Source organism: Variovorax sp. 20P10.2.4, assembly GCF_058244205.1.
Genome location: NZ_JBZAYE010000062.1, coordinates 1 through 21,005 on the forward strand (window position 1 = coordinate 1; position 21,005 = coordinate 21,005).

At 67.0% G+C, this 21,005-nt stretch carries 20 protein-coding genes; 15 read left to right on the forward strand and 5 right to left on the reverse strand.

The genetic code is table 11. The annotated features are described in order from the left end of the window. From AC27VN_RS08915 to AC27VN_RS08985, 15 genes are all read left to right on the forward strand, one after another. A partial coding sequence (locus tag AC27VN_RS08915) for a L,D-transpeptidase family protein (protein ID WP_490876309.1) occupies window positions 1–1,142 on the forward strand: 1,142 nt, incomplete at its 5' end. Window positions 1,143–1,554: 412 nt separating this feature from the next. Then, window positions 1,555–1,740 carry a Flp family type IVb pilin gene (locus AC27VN_RS08920; protein ID WP_490876310.1) on the forward strand — a complete coding sequence of 62 codons (186 nt, stop codon included), beginning with the start codon at window positions 1,555–1,557 and terminating at the stop codon, window positions 1,738–1,740. A 15-nt stretch (window positions 1,741–1,755) separates the two neighbouring features. Continuing rightward, window positions 1,756–2,250 (forward strand): A24 family peptidase, encoded by a 495-nt coding sequence (locus AC27VN_RS08925; protein WP_490876311.1) that lies wholly within the window; start codon window positions 1,756–1,758, stop codon window positions 2,248–2,250. Between the two features lie 78 nt (window positions 2,251–2,328). Beyond that, window positions 2,329–3,351 (forward strand): Flp pilus assembly protein CpaB, encoded by a 1,023-nt coding sequence (gene cpaB / locus AC27VN_RS08930; protein WP_490876312.1) that lies wholly within the window; start codon window positions 2,329–2,331, stop codon window positions 3,349–3,351. A 97-nt stretch (window positions 3,352–3,448) separates the two neighbouring features. Further along, the gene (locus tag AC27VN_RS08935) at window positions 3,449–4,762 is read left to right on the forward strand and encodes a type II and III secretion system protein family protein (RefSeq protein WP_490876323.1); all 1,314 of its coding nucleotides are present in this window, start codon (window positions 3,449–3,451) and stop codon (window positions 4,760–4,762) included. A 152-nt stretch (window positions 4,763–4,914) separates the two neighbouring features. Continuing rightward, a complete protein-coding gene (locus AC27VN_RS08940; protein WP_490876313.1) occupies window positions 4,915–6,081 on the forward strand; it encodes a CpaE/TadZ family protein in 1,167 nt (388 codons plus the stop codon). 7 nt (window positions 6,082–6,088) lie between these two features. Continuing rightward, the gene (locus tag AC27VN_RS08945) at window positions 6,089–7,405 is read left to right on the forward strand and encodes a TadA family conjugal transfer-associated ATPase (RefSeq protein ID WP_490876314.1); all 1,317 of its coding nucleotides are present in this window, start codon (window positions 6,089–6,091) and stop codon (window positions 7,403–7,405) included. Beyond that, the gene (locus AC27VN_RS08950; RefSeq protein WP_490876315.1) at window positions 7,398–8,396 is read left to right on the forward strand and encodes a type II secretion system F family protein; all 999 of its coding nucleotides are present in this window, start codon (window positions 7,398–7,400) and stop codon (window positions 8,394–8,396) included. Before AC27VN_RS08945 ends, AC27VN_RS08950 begins: the two co-directional genes overlap by 8 nt. Further along, on the forward strand, window positions 8,393–9,349 hold the full coding sequence (locus tag AC27VN_RS08955; RefSeq protein WP_490876316.1) for a type II secretion system F family protein: 957 nt from the start codon (window positions 8,393–8,395) through the stop codon (window positions 9,347–9,349). The genes AC27VN_RS08950 and AC27VN_RS08955 overlap by 4 nt, the downstream gene beginning before the upstream one ends. Then, entirely contained in the window at window positions 9,346–10,251 is a 906-nt protein-coding gene (locus AC27VN_RS08960) for a hypothetical protein (protein ID WP_490876317.1), read from the forward strand. Before AC27VN_RS08955 ends, AC27VN_RS08960 begins: the two co-directional genes overlap by 4 nt. Beyond that, on the forward strand, window positions 10,248–10,733 hold the full coding sequence (locus tag AC27VN_RS08965) for a DUF3613 domain-containing protein (RefSeq protein ID WP_490876318.1): 486 nt from the start codon (window positions 10,248–10,250) through the stop codon (window positions 10,731–10,733). The genes AC27VN_RS08960 and AC27VN_RS08965 overlap by 4 nt, the downstream gene beginning before the upstream one ends. Window positions 10,734–10,764: 31 nt before the next feature. Continuing rightward, window positions 10,765–11,247: a TadE/TadG family type IV pilus assembly protein gene (locus AC27VN_RS08970; protein ID WP_490876319.1), complete on the forward strand. Its 483-nt coding sequence runs from the start codon at window positions 10,765–10,767 to the stop codon at window positions 11,245–11,247. Continuing rightward, window positions 11,244–11,747, forward strand: coding sequence for a TadE/TadG family type IV pilus assembly protein (locus AC27VN_RS08975; protein WP_490876320.1), 504 nt, complete (start codon window positions 11,244–11,246; stop codon window positions 11,745–11,747). The genes AC27VN_RS08970 and AC27VN_RS08975 overlap by 4 nt, the downstream gene beginning before the upstream one ends. Window positions 11,748–11,758: 11 nt before the next feature. Then, window positions 11,759–13,855 carry a TadG family pilus assembly protein gene (locus AC27VN_RS08980; RefSeq protein WP_490876321.1) on the forward strand — a complete coding sequence of 699 codons (2,097 nt, stop codon included), beginning with the start codon at window positions 11,759–11,761 and terminating at the stop codon, window positions 13,853–13,855. Between the two features lie 44 nt (window positions 13,856–13,899). Continuing rightward, window positions 13,900–15,339: a sigma 54-interacting transcriptional regulator gene (locus AC27VN_RS08985; RefSeq protein WP_208511241.1), complete on the forward strand. Its 1,440-nt coding sequence runs from the start codon at window positions 13,900–13,902 to the stop codon at window positions 15,337–15,339. 51 nt (window positions 15,340–15,390) lie between these two features. Here AC27VN_RS08985 and AC27VN_RS08990 read toward each other — a convergent pair whose 3' ends face one another. From AC27VN_RS08990 to AC27VN_RS09010, 5 genes are all read right to left on the reverse strand, one after another. Further along, on the reverse strand, window positions 15,391–16,959 hold the full coding sequence (locus tag AC27VN_RS08990; RefSeq protein WP_208511240.1) for a TolC family protein: 1,569 nt from the start codon (window positions 16,957–16,959) through the stop codon (window positions 15,391–15,393). After that, the gene (locus AC27VN_RS08995; protein ID WP_093347724.1) at window positions 16,956–18,272 is read right to left on the reverse strand and encodes an HlyD family type I secretion periplasmic adaptor subunit; all 1,317 of its coding nucleotides are present in this window, start codon (window positions 18,270–18,272) and stop codon (window positions 16,956–16,958) included. Before AC27VN_RS08995 ends, AC27VN_RS08990 begins: the two co-directional genes overlap by 4 nt. Window positions 18,273–18,353: 81 nt before the next feature. Continuing rightward, on the reverse strand, window positions 18,354–20,171 hold the full coding sequence (locus AC27VN_RS09000; protein ID WP_093347726.1) for a peptidase domain-containing ABC transporter: 1,818 nt from the start codon (window positions 20,169–20,171) through the stop codon (window positions 18,354–18,356). An 83-nt stretch (window positions 20,172–20,254) separates the two neighbouring features. Continuing rightward, complete coding sequence (locus tag AC27VN_RS09005; protein WP_143129249.1) at window positions 20,255–20,557, reverse strand: hypothetical protein; 303 nt, start codon at window positions 20,555–20,557, stop codon at window positions 20,255–20,257. Further along, window positions 20,554–21,005, reverse strand: a 452-nt coding sequence (locus AC27VN_RS09010) for a glutamate ligase domain-containing protein (RefSeq protein ID WP_490876322.1), incomplete at its 5' end; no start/stop codon positions are given. The genes AC27VN_RS09010 and AC27VN_RS09005, both read right to left, overlap by 4 nt.

Consider the following 21,005-nt stretch of genomic DNA (forward strand, 5'->3'; position numbering starts at 1 on the left):
GCAAGGCGCCGCCCGCGGGCTCGATCCAGGAAGCCGGCAACGCCGAGGCGCGGCTGATCGCGATCTACGAACTCTTCGGCCGCGGCCAGCCGCGGCCCGCACTGGCCAAGGCGCGCGAACTGGTGCGCGACTTCCCGAATTTCCAGCTCGCGCAGCTCGTGTATGGCGACCTGCTCGCCTCGCAGGTGCCGGCCGTGCACAGCCTCTCGGACGCCGCCAGCGTGGCGCGCCTGAAGGGCAACCCGGCCATGGCCGAGCTGCAGGAAGAATCGCGCCGCCGCCTGCAGGCGCTGCGCGAACGGCCACCGCCGAACACCGTGCCCTCGCAGTTCCTCGAGCTGTCCACGCGCAGCCGCTATGCGATCGCCATCGACGCCTCGCGCTCGCGCCTGTACCTGCTCGAGAACGGCGACAAGGGCCTGAAGCTCGTGGCCGACTACTACATCTCGGTCGGCAAGTCGGGCATCGACAAGGCGATCGAGGGCGATGCGCGCACCCCGCTGGGCGTGTACTTCATCACCAGCAGCCTCGACCCGAAGTCGCTCAAGGACTTCTACGGCGCCGGCGCACTGCCGATCAACTACCCGAACGCCTACGACCAGCGCCGCGGCAAGACCGGCGGCGGCATCTGGCTGCACGGCACGCCCTCGCAGCAGTACGCGCGCGCGCCGCTGGCCAGCGACGGCTGCGTGGTCATGGCCAATCCCGACCTGCGCCAGCTGCTGCGCAAGGTGCAGATCGGCGCCACACCGGTCGTCACCGCGCGCAGCCTGCAATGGATTTCCCAGCCCCAGGCCGAAAAGGATGCCCAATCCTTTACCAGCGCGATCAATGCCTGGAAAGACGCCCGGACCCAGGGAAATGAAGCGCAATTGAAAAAATTCTATTTGCCCGATTTTCAGCGCCAAGCGAAAAAATCGGCCGACGGAATTTCAATTGTCCGCGACGAAATGGAATACGCCCAGGGCCGGCGTATTCAGTTAAAGGATGTTTCCTACCTCCATTGGCGCGACAGCGACGACACCATGGTCGCCACTTTCGGCGAGGTGTTCGAGGGGGAACGCAGCGGTCGGATGCGCCGCCAGTACTGGCTGCGCCAAGGCGGCGAGTGGAAGCTCTTCCACGAGGAAATCCTGGGCTGATCCCCCTTCGCAGACAGGGTTGAGGCCCTGAACCTGTGATTTTTTGCGCACGGTCCAACCCTTTCTGGACTGTTACATCTGACCGTTTTCGGGTCGTGTCACGTAACACGTAACACGCATGTACCCGTAACGCGCACCTCTCGCGCACCCCTGTTCCGTAACACTCCCTCCCGTCTTCATGGGATGTCGGTGCACGCCTACAGAGGGAAAAATCGTTTCCGAACTGTTACTCAGCGTCCCTGACCGACCGGTCAACCGATGTCCGTGGGAGTTGGCAGCCATCGTGCTAGCAATCCTTGACTAGCACAGCGGAACTCCCTTCCATCGGGTTTGCCTTGTTGATACACAGAGTTACGCCGGATAACATTCGCACCGCCAGCCCTTGTTAACGACTTTTTCTGAAAGGTTAATCATGCTCAACGCTATTACTCGTTTTATTCGCGACGAAGAAGGTGCCACTGCTATCGAATACGGAATCATTGCTGGTCTGATGGCCACGATTCTTCTCGCCGTCTTTGGCAATGGAACCACCAGCGGTGTCGGGGCCATCTTGAAGGGAATCTTCGACAAGATCAAAACCAACGTCACACCCGCCTGATTTCGCAATTTACGCATGCACCATCTGTGGCTGTTGTGGTTGCTATTTGTCGTGGTCTATGACGTTCGTCAGCGGCGCGTTCCAAACTGGCTGGTCCTGGTCGGTGCGGGCGTTGCCGCGGGGGCGATAGCGATGAATCTGCAACCCTTCGGCATCAGATGGCCCGACGCCCTGACAGGCGCAGCCACCGGATTCGGCTTTCTCCTGATCTTCTACGTCGCCGGCCTCATGGGAGCTGGCGATGTGAAGTTTGCTGGTGCGCTCGGACTGTGGGTGGGCACTTTCGCGCTGCTGCCGATCTGGGTCGGCGCAAGCCTCATCGCCGGTTTGCATGCCTTGCTCTGGTGGGTACTGCATCGCTGGCCCATATTTCCTCGCCTCGCCCTGATCCTCTCGGGTGCCCCACGCGCCGAGAACCAGGGAGCCGGCAAGCGGATCCGCCCCATTCCTTACGCCGCTTACCTCGCCATGACCGCAGCGATCTGGATGGCCTGGGGACGACAGAGTTAGGCGTTCCGCCTGCTCGTTGCCACAGGCTTTCTCCCCGACACCGATCGCCTGCCCACTTTTCCAATCCGACGCAGCCTCATGATCAACTTCACCAAAATCATTGCCGCCCTTCTGGTGCTCTTGGCGATCCTGCTCGGAGGCTATGCCTGGATGTTGAGCCGCCAACCCGCGCCGCAGACACCCGCAAGCGCTTCGTCCGCACCCGCGACCGCCAAGCCTTCGGACAAGGCGCAGGCGCCGACTTTTGCCGTTGTCGTTGCCGCCAAGCCGCTCGCGGCCGGACAGGAAATCCCTGCCGACGCGCTGCGCGTCGAACAACTCACGATCAATCCCGCCGGCGCGTTCAAGGAGACGAGCGCGCTGGCCGGCCGGGTGCCGGTCATCGACCTCGGCGAAGGCTCCCCCTTGCTCGAAGGACAGCTCGTCTCGGGCCTGGCGCTGCGCGTCGAGGAAGGCGAGCGCGCCGTGGCGATTCGGGCCGACGAAGTGATGGGCGTGGGCAACAAGGTCCAGCCCGGCGACTTCGTGGACGTCTTCGTGATGCTCAAGTCCGACGGCAAGGACGTGGACCGCAGCCAGGCCCGGCTGTTGATGGCACGCAAGCGCGTGCTCGCCTTCGGCAACGCATCGGTGGACGGCATGTCTTCCAAGGCGCCGGTGGACAGCCGCAACAGCGGCAATCCCGCCGTGCAACAGCGCAACAACGAGCCGCCGCGCACCGCGGTGCTCGCCGTGCCCGTGCAGGACATCAACCGCCTCACCTCGGCGGAATCCACCGGGAAACTGCTGCTCGCGCTGCGCAATCCGCTCGACACGGCCATGCCCGATCCGGCCCTTTTCGCGGAGCTGCCGACGGCGCTTCAACCACAGCCACCGAAGCGCGGCGAACCGCCGCGTCCGCCGCTCGAGGGCCTGGACCTGGCACAGGCCGGCTTGACGACCTCCGACCTGGTGTCGGGAGGCAGTGCCGGCGGACGCCGTCCAGCCACGGAAGCCCGCGCCGTCGCAAGGACCGCTCCGCGCTCGTCCGGCTCCGGCGCGAGAGCGGGTCTCGAGGTGGAAATGATCCGCGGCGACCGCAGCGAGACCGTTCGCTACTGACTCGAACAGCATCCAACGACCTTGCCCTGAAAGCAGATCCATGCCGGACACCAACCGCTCCCCGACCATCCACACCGCTCGCCGCCTTCCACATCTGTTGCGGCCTTCGGTGCTGGCTCTCTGCCTGGCGGCACCCGCAGCCTGGCCGCTGGCCGCCTCGGCACCGGAAACGACGGCGGGCAACGCGACGCCGTTCGTGGTCGCAGCGGGCACGCAGCGGGAGCTCCTGATCGAACGCGGCGTCGACCGGCTCGCCATTGCCGACGAGGCGGTCGCCGGCGTCACCGTCACGCGCAAGACCTCCGGCTCTCCCGCCGCGCGTCTGCTCGTGACGGGCAAGACCGCAGGCCGCACCACGTTGATGGTCTGGGAAAAGGGCCAATCCGCGGCAACCACGTACACCGTGGACGTGCAACGCCGAAGCATCGCGCTGGCCGGCTCGATGGACAGCCTGCCGGACTACCAGCGCGCACGGGAAACCGCGCTGCTGTCCACGCAGGAGGAAAAGCCCACCGTCATCGACCGTTCGAGCGTCAACGTGCGCAGCCACACGGTACAGGTGGCCGTGAAGGTGGTGGAGTTCAATCGCAGCGTGCTCAAGCAAGCGGGCCTGAACCTCTTCAGCACCCGCACCAACTCGCACGGCTTCAGCTTCGGCGTGTTCACGCCCAGCTCCTTGACCAAGGCCACCTTCGGCGGCGACGGCTCGATCACCAGCGAATACAACCTGCCCCTCGCGCAGGCCTTCGGCCTGCTGCTGAACTTCGGCAAGGCGGGGATCGGCCTCAACGTGGGCTTCCTCGAAGGCAACGGAATGGCCCGCGTCCTGGCCGAGCCCACGCTGGTCGCCATGTCGGGCCAGAGCGCGAGCTTCCTCTCGGGCGGCGAGTTGCCGGTCCCGGTTCCCCAGGGTCTGGGCTCCACGGCCATCGAATACAAGCCCTTCGGCATTGGCCTCAAGCTGACGCCCACCGTGCTGTCGAACGATCGCATCGCGCTCAAGGTCGCGCCCGAAGCCAGCGACCTGGACTACACGAACGCCTCGAGCATCAACGGCGTCGCGGTTCCCGCGATCACCACGCGGCGCGCCGACACCACGGTCGAACTCGGCGACGGCGAGAGCTTCATCATCGGCGGCCTCGTCAGCCGTTCGACCACGTCGAACGCGGACAAGATTCCGCTGCTCGGCGACCTGCCGGTACTCGGCAGCTTCTTCAAGCAGACCAAGTACCAGATGAACGAAAAGGAACTCGTCATCATCGTGACGCCGCAGCTCGTGAAGCCGATCGCGCGCGACACCGACCTCACCCCCTACCTGCCAGGTACCGCGGAACAGCGCGATGGCGCCGTGTGGCGCTCCTACCTGTTGGGTCCCGCCGGAGGCAACGTCGTCCCCGGTTTCTCGCGCTGACAAGGACGACCACGAGCGTGCCGCCAGACGCCATGAATGCTCCCCGCGACAGCCTCCCCGAAATCGGCGCAGAGACCTACCTCTTCGCTTCGCCGAGCAACAGCCACATCACGTGGCTGACGGATGCGCTTGGACGGCAAGGTACCGTGGTGATGCTGTCGCCCGACGTCAAGTCGATCGACGAACGCATCACCTTGCTCGGACCGGTGGCCGTCTTCATCGATTTCTCCGGCGACAACACGGCGGCGGCAGCCGATCTGCACCAGCACCTGCGGCGCGACTGGCCCACGCTGCCGGTGCTGGCCACCGGTGTCTCGGCCGAGCCGGCCTCGATGCTCGCGGCGTTGCGCGCAGGGGTGGACGACTTCATCGACATGGCGGCACCGCCCGCCGAAGCGATCAACACCCTGCGCAAGCTGCTCGATCGTCGCAGCACCCAGCAGAACAACGGCACGCGCGGCTGCACGCTCGCCCTGCTCGGTGCGCGTCCCGGTGTCGGCGTGACCACGCTCGCGACCAGCCTGTCGCTGCTGCTCAACGAGCAACTTGCCCAGCCTGCCGCCCAGCCCGGGCCGCGCAGCGCGCGCCATGGCGTCGCACTCCTCGACCTCGGCCTGCCGGCGCGCGATGGCCTGCTCTATCTCGGCACCCAGAGCGGCTTCAGCTTCGTGGATGCCGTACGCAACCTGCGCCGGCTCGACCAGACGCTGCTGCACACCGCGCTCGCGCACCATGGCAGCGGCACCGCCGTTTTGCCGCTGCCCGTGAGCCTCGCGCAGATGCGCGAGATCTCCCACTCCGACTCGGTCGCGCTGATCAAGCGGCTCGGCGACTTCTTCGATTTCCAGATCGCCGACCTCGGCGGTTTCTCGACCATCGACTTCGTGGCGCAGACCGCGAAGGAAGCGCAGCGCTGCTGGGTCGTCTGCGACCAGAGCATCGGCGCCATCGTCTCCACCGCGAACATGCTCAAGGAACTGCGCACGCGCGGCCTCGAGACCGACCAGATGTCGCTGGTGGTCAACAAGTTCGACAGCCACGTGGGCCTCGCAGCCAAGGACATCGCCGAGCGGCTCGAACTGCCACTGCGCCACGTGCTGCCCGCGCGCAGCACGCAACTGCTGGCGGCCTCGAGCCGCGGCGAGATGCTGGTGCGCACCGCGCGCAGCGACCCGTACTCGCAAGCCATCGCGGGCCTCGCACGCGGCCTGCACCAGGAATACACCTCTGGCTCCAGCCAGCAGCCGGCGAAGGACCCACGCTGGACGGCGCTGATGTCGAAAGTCACCGGCTTCCGCAAGAGCCCCACCCAAGGTTGAACAGCCCATGTCCACCGATATCGAATTCGCCGACGACGACCAGGCGTTCATCACCTCCCAGCAGTTCCAGGACATCAAGAGCTGGACGCACGATCACCTGCTCAGCCGTATCGAGGAGCTGGGCGCGGAGTTCGGCCGCTGGTCGCGCGCCTCGATCCAGCAGTTCGTCGAGCTCGAGGTCGACAGCTTCGTGCGCCTGCGCCGCGTGCCGATCAACGACCGCGAGATGCAGCTCATCTCGGATGCGCTCACCAAGGAACTCGCGGGCTTCGGTCCGCTGGAAGACCTGCTCAACGACCCCGCGGTCGAAGACATCCTGATCAACGGCTACCAGAACGTCTACGTCTCGCGCCACGGCATGCTGGAGCGCGAGACGCTGCGCTTCGCCGATTCCGAGCACGTGATGCGCATCGTGCGCCGCATCCTGGCGCCGCTGGGACGCCGGCTCGACGAAGCCAACCCGATGGTCGACGCGCGCCTGCCCGATGGCGGCCGCATCAACGTGATCATCGAGCCGCTCGCGATCGACGGCCTGTCGGTCTCGATCCGCAAGTTCCGCAAGGAGCCGCTCACGCCGGCCGACCTGGTCAAGCTCGGCACCTTCGACGCCGGCATGGCGCAATTGCTCGAGATCGCGGTGCGCGCACGCTGCAACGTGCTCGTGAGCGGCGGCACCAGCTCGGGCAAGACCTCGCTGCTTAATGCACTGGCCAGCTTCATCCCGGCCCGCGAGCGCGTGATCACCATCGAGGACACGGCCGAGCTCTCGCTGAGCACCAGCCACGTGGTGCGGCTCGAGAGCCGTCCCGGCGGCTTCGACGGCCAGGGGGTGGTGTCGATCCGCGACCTGCTGCGCAACAGCCTGCGCATGCGGCCCGACCGCATCATCGTGGGCGAAGTGCGCGGCGCCGAGGTGATCGAGATGCTGCAGGCGATGAACACCGGCCACGAAGGCTCGATGGGCACGATCCATGCGAGCTCGCCGCGCGAATGCCTCTACCGGCTCGAGATGCTCGCGGGCTTCGCGGGCTACCAGGGCAGCGAAGTGAGCCTGCGCAGGCAGATCGCGAGCGCGATCGACTTCATCGTGCAGATCGGGCGGATGTCGAACGGGCAACGCCGCATCATCTCGCTGAGCGAAGTGACCGGCGTGAACGACAACGTGGTGGCGATGCAGGAGCTGTACCGCTACGAACCCGTCGTCACGCCCGACGGCGAGGAGAAGGACCGCTGGGTGTCTCTGGGCATCGCGCCGCACTCTCCGAAGATCACCCGCTTCCGGCAGGGACTTGCGCGTGCCGCGCAGGGAGAACGCCGTGCGTGAAGGGCTGCTCGTCGTTTTCGTCATCGCGTTGCTGCTGGCCGCGACCGGCCTGCTGCTCTGGATGTGGGCGGCGAACCGCCAGGTCCGCAAGGTGACGGGCGAGCATCTCAAGCAACAGATCGCCTCGAGCCTGGCCTCGCCTGCGAACCCGTTGCTCGGACCGCTACGCGATAGCCACGCATCGAACCTGGCCGGCACACCGTTGTCCGATCCCTGGATGGATGCCGCTACGGCCGAAGCACAGGATACGGCGCCCAAGAAGCACTTCGAACGACTCGTTCCTGGCTGGCTGGAGGGCGTGGTGAGCGGTTCGAAGCTTGCGCTCATTGCCTTCGTCATCGCTGCGCTCGTGATCTTGTCCGGCACGCTCGGCGGCTGGCCGGCGGCGTTGGGCGCGCTCGTGTTCCTGCTCGTTCTCGTGACATTCGGACTGTGGTTCCGCCTGCAAAAGCACCGGCGGCAGATCGTGAGCCAGTTGCCGGCCTTCATCGACGGCATGGTCCGTCTCATCACCATCGGCAATTCGACCCAGGCGGCCTTCCAGCTCGCGATCGCATCGACCCGCGCACCGCTGCGCGGGCACCTCGACCGCGCGGCGACCCTGGTGCGCGCCGGCGTCGATCTGGATCACGCGCTTCACCAGGCGGCTGCACGCGTGCGCATCGAGGAGATGTACCTGCTCGCCTCGATCCTGGGTCTGGGCGTGCGCTATGGCGGTCGCGCCGACCTGCTGCTCGAACGGGTCGCGAACTTCATGCGCGACCGCGAGCAAGCCCAGCACGAACTCGTGGCGCTTTCCGCGGAAACACGACTCTCTGCCTGGATTCTCGGTCTGCTGCCGGTATGCGTGGGCGCCGCCATCATCACGCTGAATCCCGCCTACTTTCTGCGCATGTGGGACGACACCACCGGCCAGTACCTCGTCGTCGGCGCGGTGACGCTGCAGGTGTTGGGAGCGCTCCTGCTCTATCGGCTCGCGAGGCTCGCATGACATCGACGCAGATCGCCACCCTGAGTCTGGGACTGCTCGCCCTCGGCATGCTGCTGATCGCGGGCTTGCTGGTTGGACGCGAAGTGCAGCGCACGCGGCGCGGCGAGGTTCTGGGACGCGCAATCCGGCACGGCACCGAAGACATCGCGGCACCGGCCGCCGCCACGACCGATGGGGATCCATTCGGCGCGGCACGCAACGAAGCGGAACTGCCCTTTCATTGGCTCGACAGCCGACTCGGTCGCGCCCTGGTGGCCGACGAAGACCGCAAGCTGATCGACCAATGCGGCTTCTCCTCGCTGCGGGCCCAGCTGATCTTCCTGGTGATGCGCATGACCCTGGCCACCCTGCTGCCGCTTTTTTTCTTCATCGGGTGGAGCAAGGATTTCTCCGTCGGGGAAGACCTGGCCATTGGCATGGCAGCGTTCGTGTTCGGGTTCATGGCCCCCAAATGGGTGCTGTCGCGGATGGCTGCCTCGCGCCGCGAGCGCGTCTCGCAGGAACTCCCGCTCTTCGTGGACCTGCTGCGTCTGCTGCAGGGCGTGGGCCTGAGCCTCGACCAGAGCCTGCAGATCATGGCCACCGATTTTTCCCATGTGCTGCGGGTGCTCAGCTACGAACTCGCGATCGCGAACCGGCAGTATGCACAGGGACGAACGCGCGAGCACTCGCTGCTGCGACTCGCCACCTTGCACGACAGCGAGAACCTGACCGGACTGGTCGCGTTGCTCGTGCAGGTGGACAAACACGGAGGTGCCGTTCAGGAGCCCTTGCGCCAGTACAGCGATCGGCTGCGCGAGCATCGTCGGTCGGAACTCAAGGAGCGCATCGGCAAGATCACCGTCAAGATGACCGGCGTGATGGTCGTGACTCTGCTGCCCGCGCTGGTGATCATCACGGCGGGACCGGGCTTCCTGGCCGTCTTTCGTTCGCTCGGAGCACTTGCGAAATGACAACCGATGCCCCTATCTCCCTGCCCCGCCGCCGGCCACGCATCGCCGCCGGTGCCGCGGTGCTGATCCTTGCGCTCGCAACCGGCGGTTGCGCGTCGACCAAGGACGGCTACGCCGGCATCGCCGAAGGTCAGCAGCGCCAGGCGGCGGAAGCTGCAGCCCTCTCCAAGGAGAGCGCCAACATCGACACGCAGGCCACCTACCTCAGCTTGATCGACCAGATGCAGCAGGAAGGTCTGTGGTTCGCATCGCTGGCCCACATCGATGCGCTCGAGCAACGCTGGGGCGTGACGCCGGAAACCACGCGCACGCGCGCCGAGGCCCTGCGCCATTCGGGGCAGCCACAGGCCAGCGAAGCGGCCTACAAGCGGCTCATGGGCACGAAGCTGGAGGCGGCGGGCTATCGCGGGCAGGGGCTGCTGGCCGGCGAACGCGGCGACTTTCCGGAGGCGGTGCGCCTGCTGAAGGAGGCGCAGCGGCGCACCCCCACCGACGCCCTGCTACTCAACGACCTCGGCTACGCGAACCTTCGCGCCGGCCTGTTTTCCGATGCGCGACTGCCCCTGATGCAGGCTTTGCAGCTGCGTCCGGACAACGTGCAGGCGCAAGCGAACCTGGCGCTCTACTTCGAAGTGACCCAGCAGGCCGATCAAGCCCGGGCCTTCATGGATGCCAGCAAGCTCTCGCCCGCGACGCGCAGTGCGGTTCAGGACAGCGCGCGGCAGTTGATGGCGGCAGCGGCGCCGATCAGCCGCCCGCAGGCACAAGACCTCCAGCCCAGGACCGACACCCCGGCCGTCGATGAGATCTCGACCGCCGACGGAGCCGAACCTCTTTCGTTGAAGGCCTCCCGCTCCACATCGCTGTCATCGACACGATCGACTCCCAGAGGAACACCATGAACACCTTTTCTCTCCGTTACCCATCGTGGCTCGCGCTCGGCCTGGTTGGCGCCTCCATGATCGTGCTTCCAGCCTCTGCACAAGTCGCCGAGTCGAAGGCCGCCGCACCGAGCACAGCGACCTCCGAACCCTCCGCCCAGGCCAAACCCGTCGTCGAGGCCGCGACCTCCGCACCTGTGGCCGCTGCGAAGCCGGCCATGGAAGTGCCCCCAGCGATCGACACCGCGGAGACCGCTCCCGCCGAGTCCTATGACGAAGCCTTCGACGCGCCGCCGCTCCAGGTCGGCGACGCGACGATGAATCTTCTCGCCTGGCAGAGTTCCGGCGCCATCGCCTCGCAGACGCCGCGGCGGATCCCCGGCGACATCGCTCGCCGCAGCTACGAGCGCTACCTGAAGAGCTTCGAGCACGCGATCCCGGAATACATGGGCTCGTCCTTGAACAGCTCGACCGGCGGAGCAGCGTCAGGCCAGGCGAGATAAGCCGCCGGCTTGTCCGCTCCAGGAGTCCGCCATGAGGAAGAACGACCGTCGCCCCCCGGCCAGATTGCAGGCAGGAAACTACGCGATCGAGTTTTCGATCGTCTTCGTCATCCTCTTCACGATGCTGTACGCCATCGTGTGCTATGCCATCTTCTTCACCGTGCGCTTCAGCCTCCAGAACGCGGCGGAGGATGGCGCCCGGGCCGCGCTCGCCTACCAGACGACCTGGCCGAACCGAAAGACTGCGGCGGAAACCCTCACGCGTGCGCGCGTGCCGTCCTGGCTCACGATCGCCAGCGACGGTGTCGTGGCCAAGCGCTGCCAGGTTCAGGCCAGCGGACAGAGCAACTGCGACTCGCCCATATGCGGCACCGCCTGGGAAGCCCGCTGCCAGGTGGTCGTGACCATCACGGCCACGCAGCTTCGCGCGCTGCTTCCGCCGCTGCCTCCATTTGCGGTGCCGGACACCGTCGTCGGTCAGGCCAGCATGCTGCTGGATGGAAGAACGCCATGAACCGAGCCGCTCGCACCACCGGCCGCGGTACGCGCAGGAGCCAGCGCGGGGTCGCCGCCATTGAATTCGCGTTCGTCTTCATGATGCTGTTCTTCATCATCTACGGCATCGCGACTTTCGGCGCCGTGCTCTACATCCAGCAGGTGATCTCGCGCGCCGCGGAGGATGGAGCACGCGCCGTTCCGATGCTGCTGTCTCCGCCGCTCACTGCTAACGACACCCGGGTGCGCGACACCGTCTATGACTCGCTCGCCGCCGCACTCGTCACTCCGGCCGGATCGAGCGCCACGCCGCAGAGCCGCAGAACCTGGATTGCAGCGAATGCCACCGTGAACGTGACGATCACCGCGGCGGCTGGCGCATCGAGTCCCAGCGCGGTCGTTTCGGTGACTTATCCGTATTCCGCCAACCGTTTGCTGCCTTCCCTCCCCGTGCTCGACACGAGTCGCTGGATGCCCGACAACCTCAGCAGCCGCGCGACCGCCGCCATTCCTTCGTGAAGGAGCTTCACTTGAACGCGCAACCCATCACGATGCCTCGCCGCCCACGCCGTGGAGGCTCCGTACCGGCACGCCGGCGCGTCCGCGGTAGCGTGATCGTCAATGGGGTGGTCGCCATGCTGCTCGTGCTCGTGGTCCTGATCGGCACCGAGCTCGGCTATCTCTTCTACATGAAGCGCGAACTGCAGAAAGCCGCGGACCTTTCAGCATTGGCCGGCACGCAGATCCTAAAGCCCACCAACTGCGCAACCGCGAGCGACGTAGCGTCCACCAATGCGACGCAGAACCTCTCCTTCCTGACCCCCAGCCAGTTCCAGTTCAAGGCGACCTGCGGCACCTGGAATCCGGCCACGCTGCCGGGGCCCCAGTACTTCAGCAGCGCGGCCAGTGCCGGCGCGATCAACGCCCTCCATGTGGAGATCACCGGCAGCACGGCACTCCTGTTCCCCAACATCGGAGGCAACAGCGTCCGCACACTCAAGGTCGAGGCCTACGCCGTCAAGGACACCCCACTGGCCGTCTTCAGCGTCGGCTCGAAGCTCGTGGACGTCAATCCCGCCGCACCGCTCATCTCGATACTGAAATTCGTGGGCGTTGATCCCAGCGGTACCTGCGTCGGCTGCTACACCGGCCTGGCGGGCGTGAAGATCACCCCCGGCGGGCTGCTGGAAAAGCTCGGCATTCCCGTGGCGGCGGACATCAGCGTTGCCGACCTCAACGCGCTGCTGACCGCGAGCAAGGTCAAGCTCGGCGACCTGCTCAACGCGGTCGTGCAACTGGCCGGCCAGGACACGCTGCTCGGCGTGAATGCGCAACTCATCGCCTCGCTGATCAACGCGGGCCTCAACCTCGACAGCCTGCAGGTGCAGCTGGGAAGCAATGCCACGTCGGGCGGCCTGTTCGCGGAAATCAAGGCACCGACCGGCAGCTCGGCGCTCAATGTTCAGGTCGACGCGTTCGACCTGATCAAGACCTCGCTGGGCGTCGGTACCAAGGACCATGCCGCGGAGCTCGGGACCGGCCTCAACGTCCTGGGTCTGCAGGTGTCCGTGCAGGCCAAGGTGATCGAGCCGCCGTCGATCGGCATCGGCAGCGAGGGGACGACGGCCTACAACTCGCAGGTGCGCGCCTTCGTCCACATCATGACCAAGCCCGGCCAACTGCTGGCCGACCTGCTCGGCTTGCTGGGAACTCAGATCGATATCCCGATCTCCATCGACGTCGTGAATGCCTTCGGTACGCTCAATCGAATCAACTGCGACGTGACGCCCTACCAAGCCACGATCCAGGTCCAGGCACCCATTCTCAATGCCTGCATCGGCGATATTCCGAGCACGCTCCTGTGGTCCAAAACCGATGTTTGCTCGCCCGCGAACCTGGGCCCCAAGAACCTGGTCACATTGCTCGGCATCAACCTGCTGAGCGGCAAGGTCGCCGTGCCCGCACTCAATACCATTCCCCAGGACGTCACGCTGGCCGTCGGCGAAACCAAGACCACGAGCAGGAATCCCCTGGCCATCGGCGATACGGTGCAAAACCTCGTTGACCAGTTGCTCAAGCTGTTGATGGGTACCGGCTCCAACGGCGTACCGCCCGCAGACCGCGCAGCGAACGCGGACATCGCCGGCAAGCTGGCCGACTACTATCTGGGCAAGGGTGGCACCAACGTCAACACGATTGCCAACCTGTTGACCGGCGACAAGCTGACATGGAGCCGACCCGGCGGCCTGCTGGGACTTTTCTCTGTGCCGATGCCGGACGAATGGAAGGCCAAGGTCGGAATCGGCTGCGGCTCAGGCGCGACCAGTTGCCTCAAGACCAAGCTGGTGGAATCCCTGCAATCGCCTGCTCAAGACGGCCTCGTCAGTGGTCTCCTCAACGGACTCGTCAATCTCGTGACCAACCTGCTCGGACTGAACCGCAACGACTCGGGCACGCCGCTGCTGGCCGCGCTGCTCGGGCCGCTGATCCAGCTCCTGCAGCCGCTGCTGAATTCGATCGGCGGAATACTGTCCAACCTGCTGGGCGATACCCTGGGGCTCGAACTGGGCCGTACCGATGTGCATCTCCAATCCGTGAGCTGCCAGAACGCAAGGCTGGTGTACTGAGGGCGCGCCAGCGTCCGAATGAAGCACCGGCATCCAATCTACAGATGAGCGCCTCCCCCAATTTCGACGAACTCGACCTCTTTGTCTGGGAAGGAAAGGCCGACATCCTCGACCGCATCGCCCGCTGCATGGCGAGCTTCGATGTCGAGGTGATCCGGGCCGACGGCATGCCCCCGCCTTCGCAGGACCGCACGGCGGCGATGCGGCCGTCGGTGGCGATCATCAGCGTCACGGTCATCGATGGCGGCGGGCTGCCGCAGGCGACCGAGCTGCTGCAGGGCATGCCGGTGATCTGGGTCGCGGCGGCCTCGCGCGAGCGCGACTCGCGCACCTATCCGCCCGAGTACCTGCACGTGCTGCCCTACGACTTCACCTGCGCCGAGCTGCGCACGATGGTCGCGAAGCTGGTGCGGCAACTGCGCGCGCGCGACGTGGCGCCGCAGCCGCTCGACGAGCTGGTGGCGCACTCCGAAGCGATGAAGTCGCTGCTGGCCGAGGTCAATGCCTTCGCCGATTGCGACCACAGCGTGCTGGTGCGCGGCGAGACCGGGGTGGGCAAGGAACGCATCGCGCAGCAGCTGCACCTGGGCCACCAGAACTACAGCAAGGGCGCGTTCGTGGCGGTGAACTGCGGCGCGATTCCCGACGGGCTGTTCGAGTCGCTGTTCTTCGGCCACGCCAAGGGCTCGTTCACGGGCGCGGTGCATGCGCACCGCGGCTACTTCGAACAGGCCACGGGCGGAACGCTGTTCCTCGACGAGATCGGCGACCTGCCGAAGTACCAGCAGGTGAAGCTGCTGCGCGTGCTCGAGGACGGCGCGGTCACGCGGCTCGGCGCAACCTCTCCGATCCGGGTCGACTTCCGGCTGGTGGCGGCGACCAACCGCAACCTGCGCGAGATGGTGGCCAGCGGCGAATTCCGCGCCGACCTGTTCTACCGCCTCGCGGTGATCGAGTTGCACGTGCCCAGCCTCGAGGAGCGCGGCGAGATCGACAAGATCGCGATCTTCAAGGCGCTGCTGGCCAACGTGCTGGGCGACCAGCTCGAGGTGCTCGGCGAAACGCCGCACTGGCTCAGCGACGCGGTGGCCGAGACCTACTTCCCCGGCAACGTGCGCCAGCTGCGCAACCTCGCGGAACGCGTGGGCGTGATCGCGCGGCAGCTGCACAGCTGGGACCAGCACCTGATCCAGCGCGCGATCGCGCTGACCCGTGGCACGCCCGCGGCCACCGGGCCGGGCGGCGGCATGGGCCTGGGCGCGAACGCGGTGGGCACCAGCAGCGCCTTCGATGCCGCCGGCGGCGATCAGCGCAAGGGCTGGAACGGCAGCGAGCGCAACCGCATCATCGCGGCGCTCGAGATCAACGACTGGAAGCGCCAGGACACGGCGCAGCACCTGGGCATCAGCCGCAAGGTGCTGTGGGAGAAGATGCGCAAGTACCAGATCCTCGACGGCGAACCGGGCATTCCGGAAGACGCCTGAGCGGCAACGCGGCCGCGCACTGATGCGCCGGCCGCCCGCCTTTTCTCTTCGTCAGTTGGTGGTCGGCAGGCGCTCGGCGCGCCGCAGGGTCACGGGCTGCGCGTTCTGCGAGCGATCCACCGACGCCTCGGTCGCGCAGGTCGAATTGCTCGCCAGGCACGGGCCGCTCAGCAGGCCGTCCTCGGTCAGCACGGTACGGCTCGGCGCGCCGAAGACGCGGTCGACCCATTCGTTGCTGCCCTCGGCATCGATGCGCAGCTCGCCGGTGGTGCGCGCCAGGCGCAGCTCGTTGACGCGCAGGTCGAACACGGCATCGACGTAGTCGAACAGCAGGTTGTAGTACTCGAGCTGGGCATCGAGCACCTGCGGCAGGGTGTCGCGGCCGAACTCGAGCAGGCGGCGGCGGCCGCGGAAGGCCTGGCCCGAGGTGCTCACGGCCTCCATCAGCTGGCGCTCGCGCTCGCGGCCCGACACGGTGCGCGACCACGAGGCGCTGGTGAGCTCGAACAGGTTGAGCTTCACGCCCTCGAGCTTGGCTTCCTGGTTCTCGACCTCGGCCATGGCGGTGCGCACGCGCAGCTGCCGGTCGAAGCCGCTGCCGAAATTCCAGCTCAGCTCGAGCGCGGTGCGCGTGGGATCCTGCGGCGACACGCCGCGCGGGTCCTTGCTCTTCACGATCACGGCATCGACGGTGGGCCAGATGCTGGCCTCCTGCTGCTCGACCAGCGCCTTGGCCTTGTTGATGCGGCCCTGGGCCTCGGCGATCTCGGTGCTGCGTTCCTCGGCGCGGCGCAGCGCCTCGGCCTGCGAATCGATGCGCCACTGCGGCGGCGCGGCCAGCACCGGCAGGTTGCGCGTGATGGGCGTGAACTTGAAATAGCTGCGGAACTTGGCGATGGCCTCGTCGCGCTGGGCCTCGAAGTCGGCCTCGCGCGCGGCCACGCTGGCGCGGCGCGCGCTGGCCATGTTGAGGTCGTTCTCGCCGGTGGCGCCGAGCGCGACGCGACGCGCCTCGGCCTTCGAGAGTTCGGCCACGATCTCGGTGGAGCGGTGCGCGATCTCCTTCTTGAGGTCGAAGCGCTGCACCTGGAGGTAGGCGGTCAGGGCATCGAGCACCACCTTCTGCGAGGTGGTGGTGACGGCCTGGCCGTCGGCCTCGTTGCCGGCCTCGGCGGCGCGGATCGAGGCGCTGATCGCGCCGCCGTCGAGCAGGCTCATGCGCGCCTCGGCGGTGATCACGTTGTAGCTCTGGGTCTGCGCGTTGGCGGCGCCGCTGTTGTAGTTGCCCGAGGAGGTGCCGACCTTGAAGCGCGGATAGCGCGCCTTCTTGGCCTGGTCGATCTGGAAGCCGCTGGTGTTGGCGGCCGCCTGCGCGGTCTGCACCTCGGGGTATTCCTGCGACAGCACGACCAGCGCCTGCTTCACGCGCTGCACGTAGCCGGCGGTGCCGATCGAGGGCGCGGTCAGGCGCCGCGCGAGCATCAGCGAGGGCGGCGGATCCTGGGGCCCCTGCGTCTCTTGCGCCATCGCGGTGGGCGGCAGCGCGAAGCTGGCGCACAGCGCCGCGCACAGCACGCCGGTGCCCGCCGGGCGCCGGCCGTTGGTCGTGCGGCGCTTCATGGTTCGCGGAAGGCTTCGCGCCGCAGCTTGAGCACCGGACGAAGGATGTACCAGATGAAGGGATCGGTGCCGACCTTGAGGTCGACCTCGGACTCCATGCCGACGGTGATGCGGTTTTCCTTGTGGCCGACGAAGGACTTGTCGGTGCTGATCAGGAGCCGGTAGTACGGCGCGCCGTTGGCGATCGCGGGGTCGCGGTCGGCATCGGCCGCCACCAGCGTGACCTTGCCCTCGACGGCGCCGTAGCGCAGGTAGTCGTAGGCGGTGATCTTGACCGTGGACTGCTGGCCGACCTCGACGAAACCGCGGTCGTTCGGATTGAGCCGCGCCTCGATCATGATCTCGTCCTTGTCGGGCACCACCTCGAGGATCGCCTCGCCGGGCTTCACCACCCAGCCGGGGCTGCCGCTGCGCAGGCCCTTGACGATGCCGTCCGACGGCGCCTTGACCTCGGTGCGCGAACGCTGCGTGCGGGCGCGCGCGAGGTCCTCGCTCAGGCTCGCGAACTGGCGCTCGACGGTGGCGAGTTCGTCCGAGGCGCGGCGCCGGAAGCGTCCCTCGGCCTCGGCCATCTTGGCCTGTGCCTCGGTGATCGCGGCGTTGGCCGAGATCACGCCCTGGCGCGCCACCGCGAGTTCGCTGCGCGCGGCCTCGGCCTGGCGGCGCTTCTCGAGCACCTCGACCTGGCCGACCAGCTTCTCCTTGAGCAGTTGCTCGGACACCTCGAGCTCCTTCTGCATCAGGTCGAGCCGGTCGCTCAGGCCCTTGACCTTGGCCTGCTGCTCGAGCTGTCGGCTGCGCGCGGCCTCGAGGCCGGAGATGGCGCCGGCCATCACGCCGCGCTGCTCGAGCGCGCGCGCGTCGTAGGCACCGGTCTCGCCGGCATACACGCCTTCGTCGATGTCCTTGGCGAAGGTGTCGCGCTTGAGCGGCTGGCCGCGGCTCTCGGCCAGCAGGCGCACGCGCGTGGCCTGGGTGGCGGCATAGCGCGCGGTCAGTTCCTCGAGGTTGAGGCCGCTGCCGCCGAGGTCGATCTCGACCAGCGACTGGCCCTGCTTGACGTGGTCGCCTTCCTTCACGAGCACGGCGCTGACGATGCCGCCTTCCAGATGCTGGATCGACTTCACGCGGTCGGAGGGAATCACGCGCCCGGGCGCGACCACGACGGTCTCCATCGGGAAGCCCAGGCCGACCACCGCGAACACGCCGATCAGGCCGCCGAGCAGCCACTGGCGCCGGCGGCCCTCGGGCGTGATCTGGGCGGCGCGCTTCTGGTCTTCGGTCTGCAGGACCTGCGGCAGATCGGCTTTCAAGATCTCGTCTCCCCTGCGGGCACTCGGTCGTCGCACTCGGTCATCGGTCGATCGGTCCAATCCATAAACAAATTCAGCGCATCAGGCGATCGAGCGGGCGGCGGCTTCGCCATCCTCGCCACCGCCTTCGGGCAGCGCCACCAGCGCCTTCTTCACGCCGAACAGCTTCGGCACCATCACCGCGGCCGTGCCCTGTTCGACCGAGCCTTCGCCGGTCACGTGGTAGACATGGCTGGCGGCCGAGACGATGCGCAGCGAGTGCGTGACCACCACCACCGTGCGCACCTTGGCCACCGCCAGCAGCGTGGCCAGCAGCGCGCGCTCGCTCTGGAAGTCGAGGTCGTTGCTGGGCTCGTCGAGCACCAGCACCGAGGGCTTGCGCAGGAAGCTCATGGCCAGCGCGAGCTTGCGGCGTTCGCCCACCGACAGGCCGGTGCCGCCCTCGCCCACCATCGAGCGGTAGCCGTCGGGCAGCCGCGAGATGAAGTCGTGCGCGCCCGAGAGCTTGCAGGCCGCGACGATCTGCTCGTCGCTCTGGCCCGGCGCGGTGCGGCGCATGACGTCGATCAGCGAACCGCCGAACCAGTAGACCTCCTGCGAGAGGTAGCTGATCCAGCGCGACAGCTCCTCGCGGCCGAACTGCGAGAGGTCGTACTCGCCGATGCTGACGACGCCGTGCGTGGGCGTGTACAGGCCCGAGAGCAGCTTGACCAGCGTGGACTTGCCCGCGCCGTTGCGCCCGACGATGACGTGCAGGCCGCCGGGGCCGATGTCGAGGTCGAGGTTCTCGATGACCGCCTTCTGCGCGTTCTCGGTGAAGCTGAAGCTCACGTCCTTGAGCGTGATGCGGCCCAGCGGCTGCGGCAAGGCCATGCCCACCGGCGGCTTCTCCACCGGCTCGCCGAGCACGGTCTCGAGGCGCTTGGCGGCTTCCTTGGCGGTGGCCAGCGAGCGCCAGTTCGATACCAGGCCGGCGATCGGCTGCAGCGCGCGCAGCGCGAGCATGTTGGAGGCCACGAGGCCGCCGACCGTCATCCACTGCTCCATCACCGAGATCGCGCCCACCGTGACCACGATCACCGAGAACACCGTCAGCAGCACCGTGGTGCCGTCGCGCGCGGTCTCGATCTGGCCGTTCTTGGTGAAGCTCTCGGTGAGCCAGTCGTTGTAGGTCTTCTGCCACATCTCGATGATGGGGCCGTCGTTGGCCTGCGACTTGAGCGTCTCGCGCGCATGGCAGATCTCGGCCGTCATGCGGTCGAGGCCGCGGCCGCGCTGCACTTCCTCGACGCGGCCGGCGCGCACCTCGTCGGCCCACCACCAGGCGAGGAACGAGAGGATCGCGAGGAAGGCCACCACCACCGGCAGCACCGGCAGCGCGACGATGCCGATCACCACCAGCCCGAACACCGCCATCGGCAGGTCGAAGATCGATTGCGCGAGGCCGCCAGTGACGGTGCCGCGCACCGAGCCGACGTCGCGGAAGTAGAGGTGCCACACCGAGGCCGGCCGCGCCTCGAGCGCGCGCAGCGGGCGCCCGAGCATGGAGCCCATCAACGCGCCCGAGACGCCGTGGTCGATGATCGCGCCCGCGTTGCGCAGCAGGCGCGAACGGCGCGTGCGCAGCCAGAACTCGATGCACAGGAAGAACAGGATGCCGCTGACCAGCGCCGCCAGCGTCGAGACGCCGCTACGCGAGAGCACGCGGTCGTAGACCTGCAGCAGGAAGATCGAGGGCAGCAGCCCGAACAGGCTGATCGGAATGGAGCGCCAGGCCGCGCTCTTGATCAGCGGGTAGGCATCACGAAACGCGGTGTGGAGGGCGCCCGCATAGGGACTGGCACCGGGCTCCACGGGCCGCTCGGCGACCAGTTGAGTGGGCAGGAGAAACTTGATCATGGGCGAAAGCCGATCCCGTCAGGCGATGACGCAACGGCTTCATTATCAACTGTTACCCGACTGTTACAAGGCAATATTTCACTCTAGAAAGCAGTGCAATTCGAGGCTTTGGTCAGGGGTCGGTCAGACCCTGTCGCGGCTCGATGCGAGACGATTTCGGTGGGCAGGACGACGGTGCTGCAAGCGACCGTCTTCCGAGTATTCGCGGCCTGCGCGGGTTCATCGTCTCCGGGCAAACCCCGGTCCAGCAGGATCGCGACATTGACGCACAGCAGCATGCAGACGACCCACGCGCACAGCAGTTGAGCCCAGCGGGTCCACCAGCGGCGCGCCGGGGCGGCCTCCTGCTGCGCGGGCAGATGAAGGAGTGCATCCAGTCTGGTCATGGCAGTGCTTTCAAAACCCGGGCCAGCCGGGACAGACCCACGCCCGCGGAGCTTTTCGCGAGCACCCAGTCGCCCGGCTGGAGCAGGCTGCCCAGCGCGGTCGACAAATCGGAGACGTCGACGAACCAGTGCGAACGCACCTTCGAGCTGATGCGCGCATGCAGGGCCCGCATCAGCGGTCCGCACAGCAGCACGCGGTCGGCCTGCGTGGCCAGCAGCTCGGGCTCGAGGTCGAGGTGATGGCGCTGGGCCGCCGGGCCCAGCTCCTGCATGTCGCCGAGGATCGCCACGCGGCGCGCGGGCTCGCACGGGGCCTGCGCCAGCAGTTCGAGCGCGGCGCGCATCGAGCTCGGGTTGGCGTCGTAGGTCTCGTCGATCAGCTTGAAGCTGCCGCCGCCGATGTGAATGGTGTGCAGCGCGCCGCGCCCGCCGGGCGGCTCGAACTGCG

Coding starts and splice junctions, on each gene's coding strand:
- AC27VN_RS08945 (WP_490876314.1), top strand. CDS start 6,089: ATGTCCACCGATATCGAATTCGCCGACGACGACCAGGCGTTCATCACC.
- AC27VN_RS08965 (WP_490876318.1), top strand. CDS start 10,248: ATGAACACCTTTTCTCTCCGTTACCCATCGTGGCTCGCGCTCGGCCTG.
- AC27VN_RS09000 (WP_093347726.1), bottom strand. CDS start 20,171: ATGATCAAGTTTCTCCTGCCCACTCAACTGGTCGCCGAGCGGCCCGTG.
- AC27VN_RS08960 (WP_490876317.1), top strand. CDS start 9,346: ATGACAACCGATGCCCCTATCTCCCTGCCCCGCCGCCGGCCACGCATC.
- AC27VN_RS08920 (WP_490876310.1), top strand. CDS start 1,555: ATGCTCAACGCTATTACTCGTTTTATTCGCGACGAAGAAGGTGCCACT.
- AC27VN_RS08925 (WP_490876311.1), top strand. CDS start 1,756: ATGCACCATCTGTGGCTGTTGTGGTTGCTATTTGTCGTGGTCTATGAC.
- AC27VN_RS08970 (WP_490876319.1), top strand. CDS start 10,765: ATGAGGAAGAACGACCGTCGCCCCCCGGCCAGATTGCAGGCAGGAAAC.
- AC27VN_RS08990 (WP_208511240.1), bottom strand. CDS start 16,959: ATGAAGCGCCGCACGACCAACGGCCGGCGCCCGGCGGGCACCGGCGTG.
- AC27VN_RS09005 (WP_143129249.1), bottom strand. CDS start 20,557: ATGACCAGACTGGATGCACTCCTTCATCTGCCCGCGCAGCAGGAGGCC.
- cpaB (WP_490876312.1), top strand. CDS start 2,329: ATGATCAACTTCACCAAAATCATTGCCGCCCTTCTGGTGCTCTTGGCG.
- AC27VN_RS08975 (WP_490876320.1), top strand. CDS start 11,244: ATGAACCGAGCCGCTCGCACCACCGGCCGCGGTACGCGCAGGAGCCAG.
- AC27VN_RS08985 (WP_208511241.1), top strand. CDS start 13,900: ATGAGCGCCTCCCCCAATTTCGACGAACTCGACCTCTTTGTCTGGGAA.
- AC27VN_RS08940 (WP_490876313.1), top strand. CDS start 4,915: ATGCTGTCGCCCGACGTCAAGTCGATCGACGAACGCATCACCTTGCTC.
- AC27VN_RS08955 (WP_490876316.1), top strand. CDS start 8,393: ATGACATCGACGCAGATCGCCACCCTGAGTCTGGGACTGCTCGCCCTC.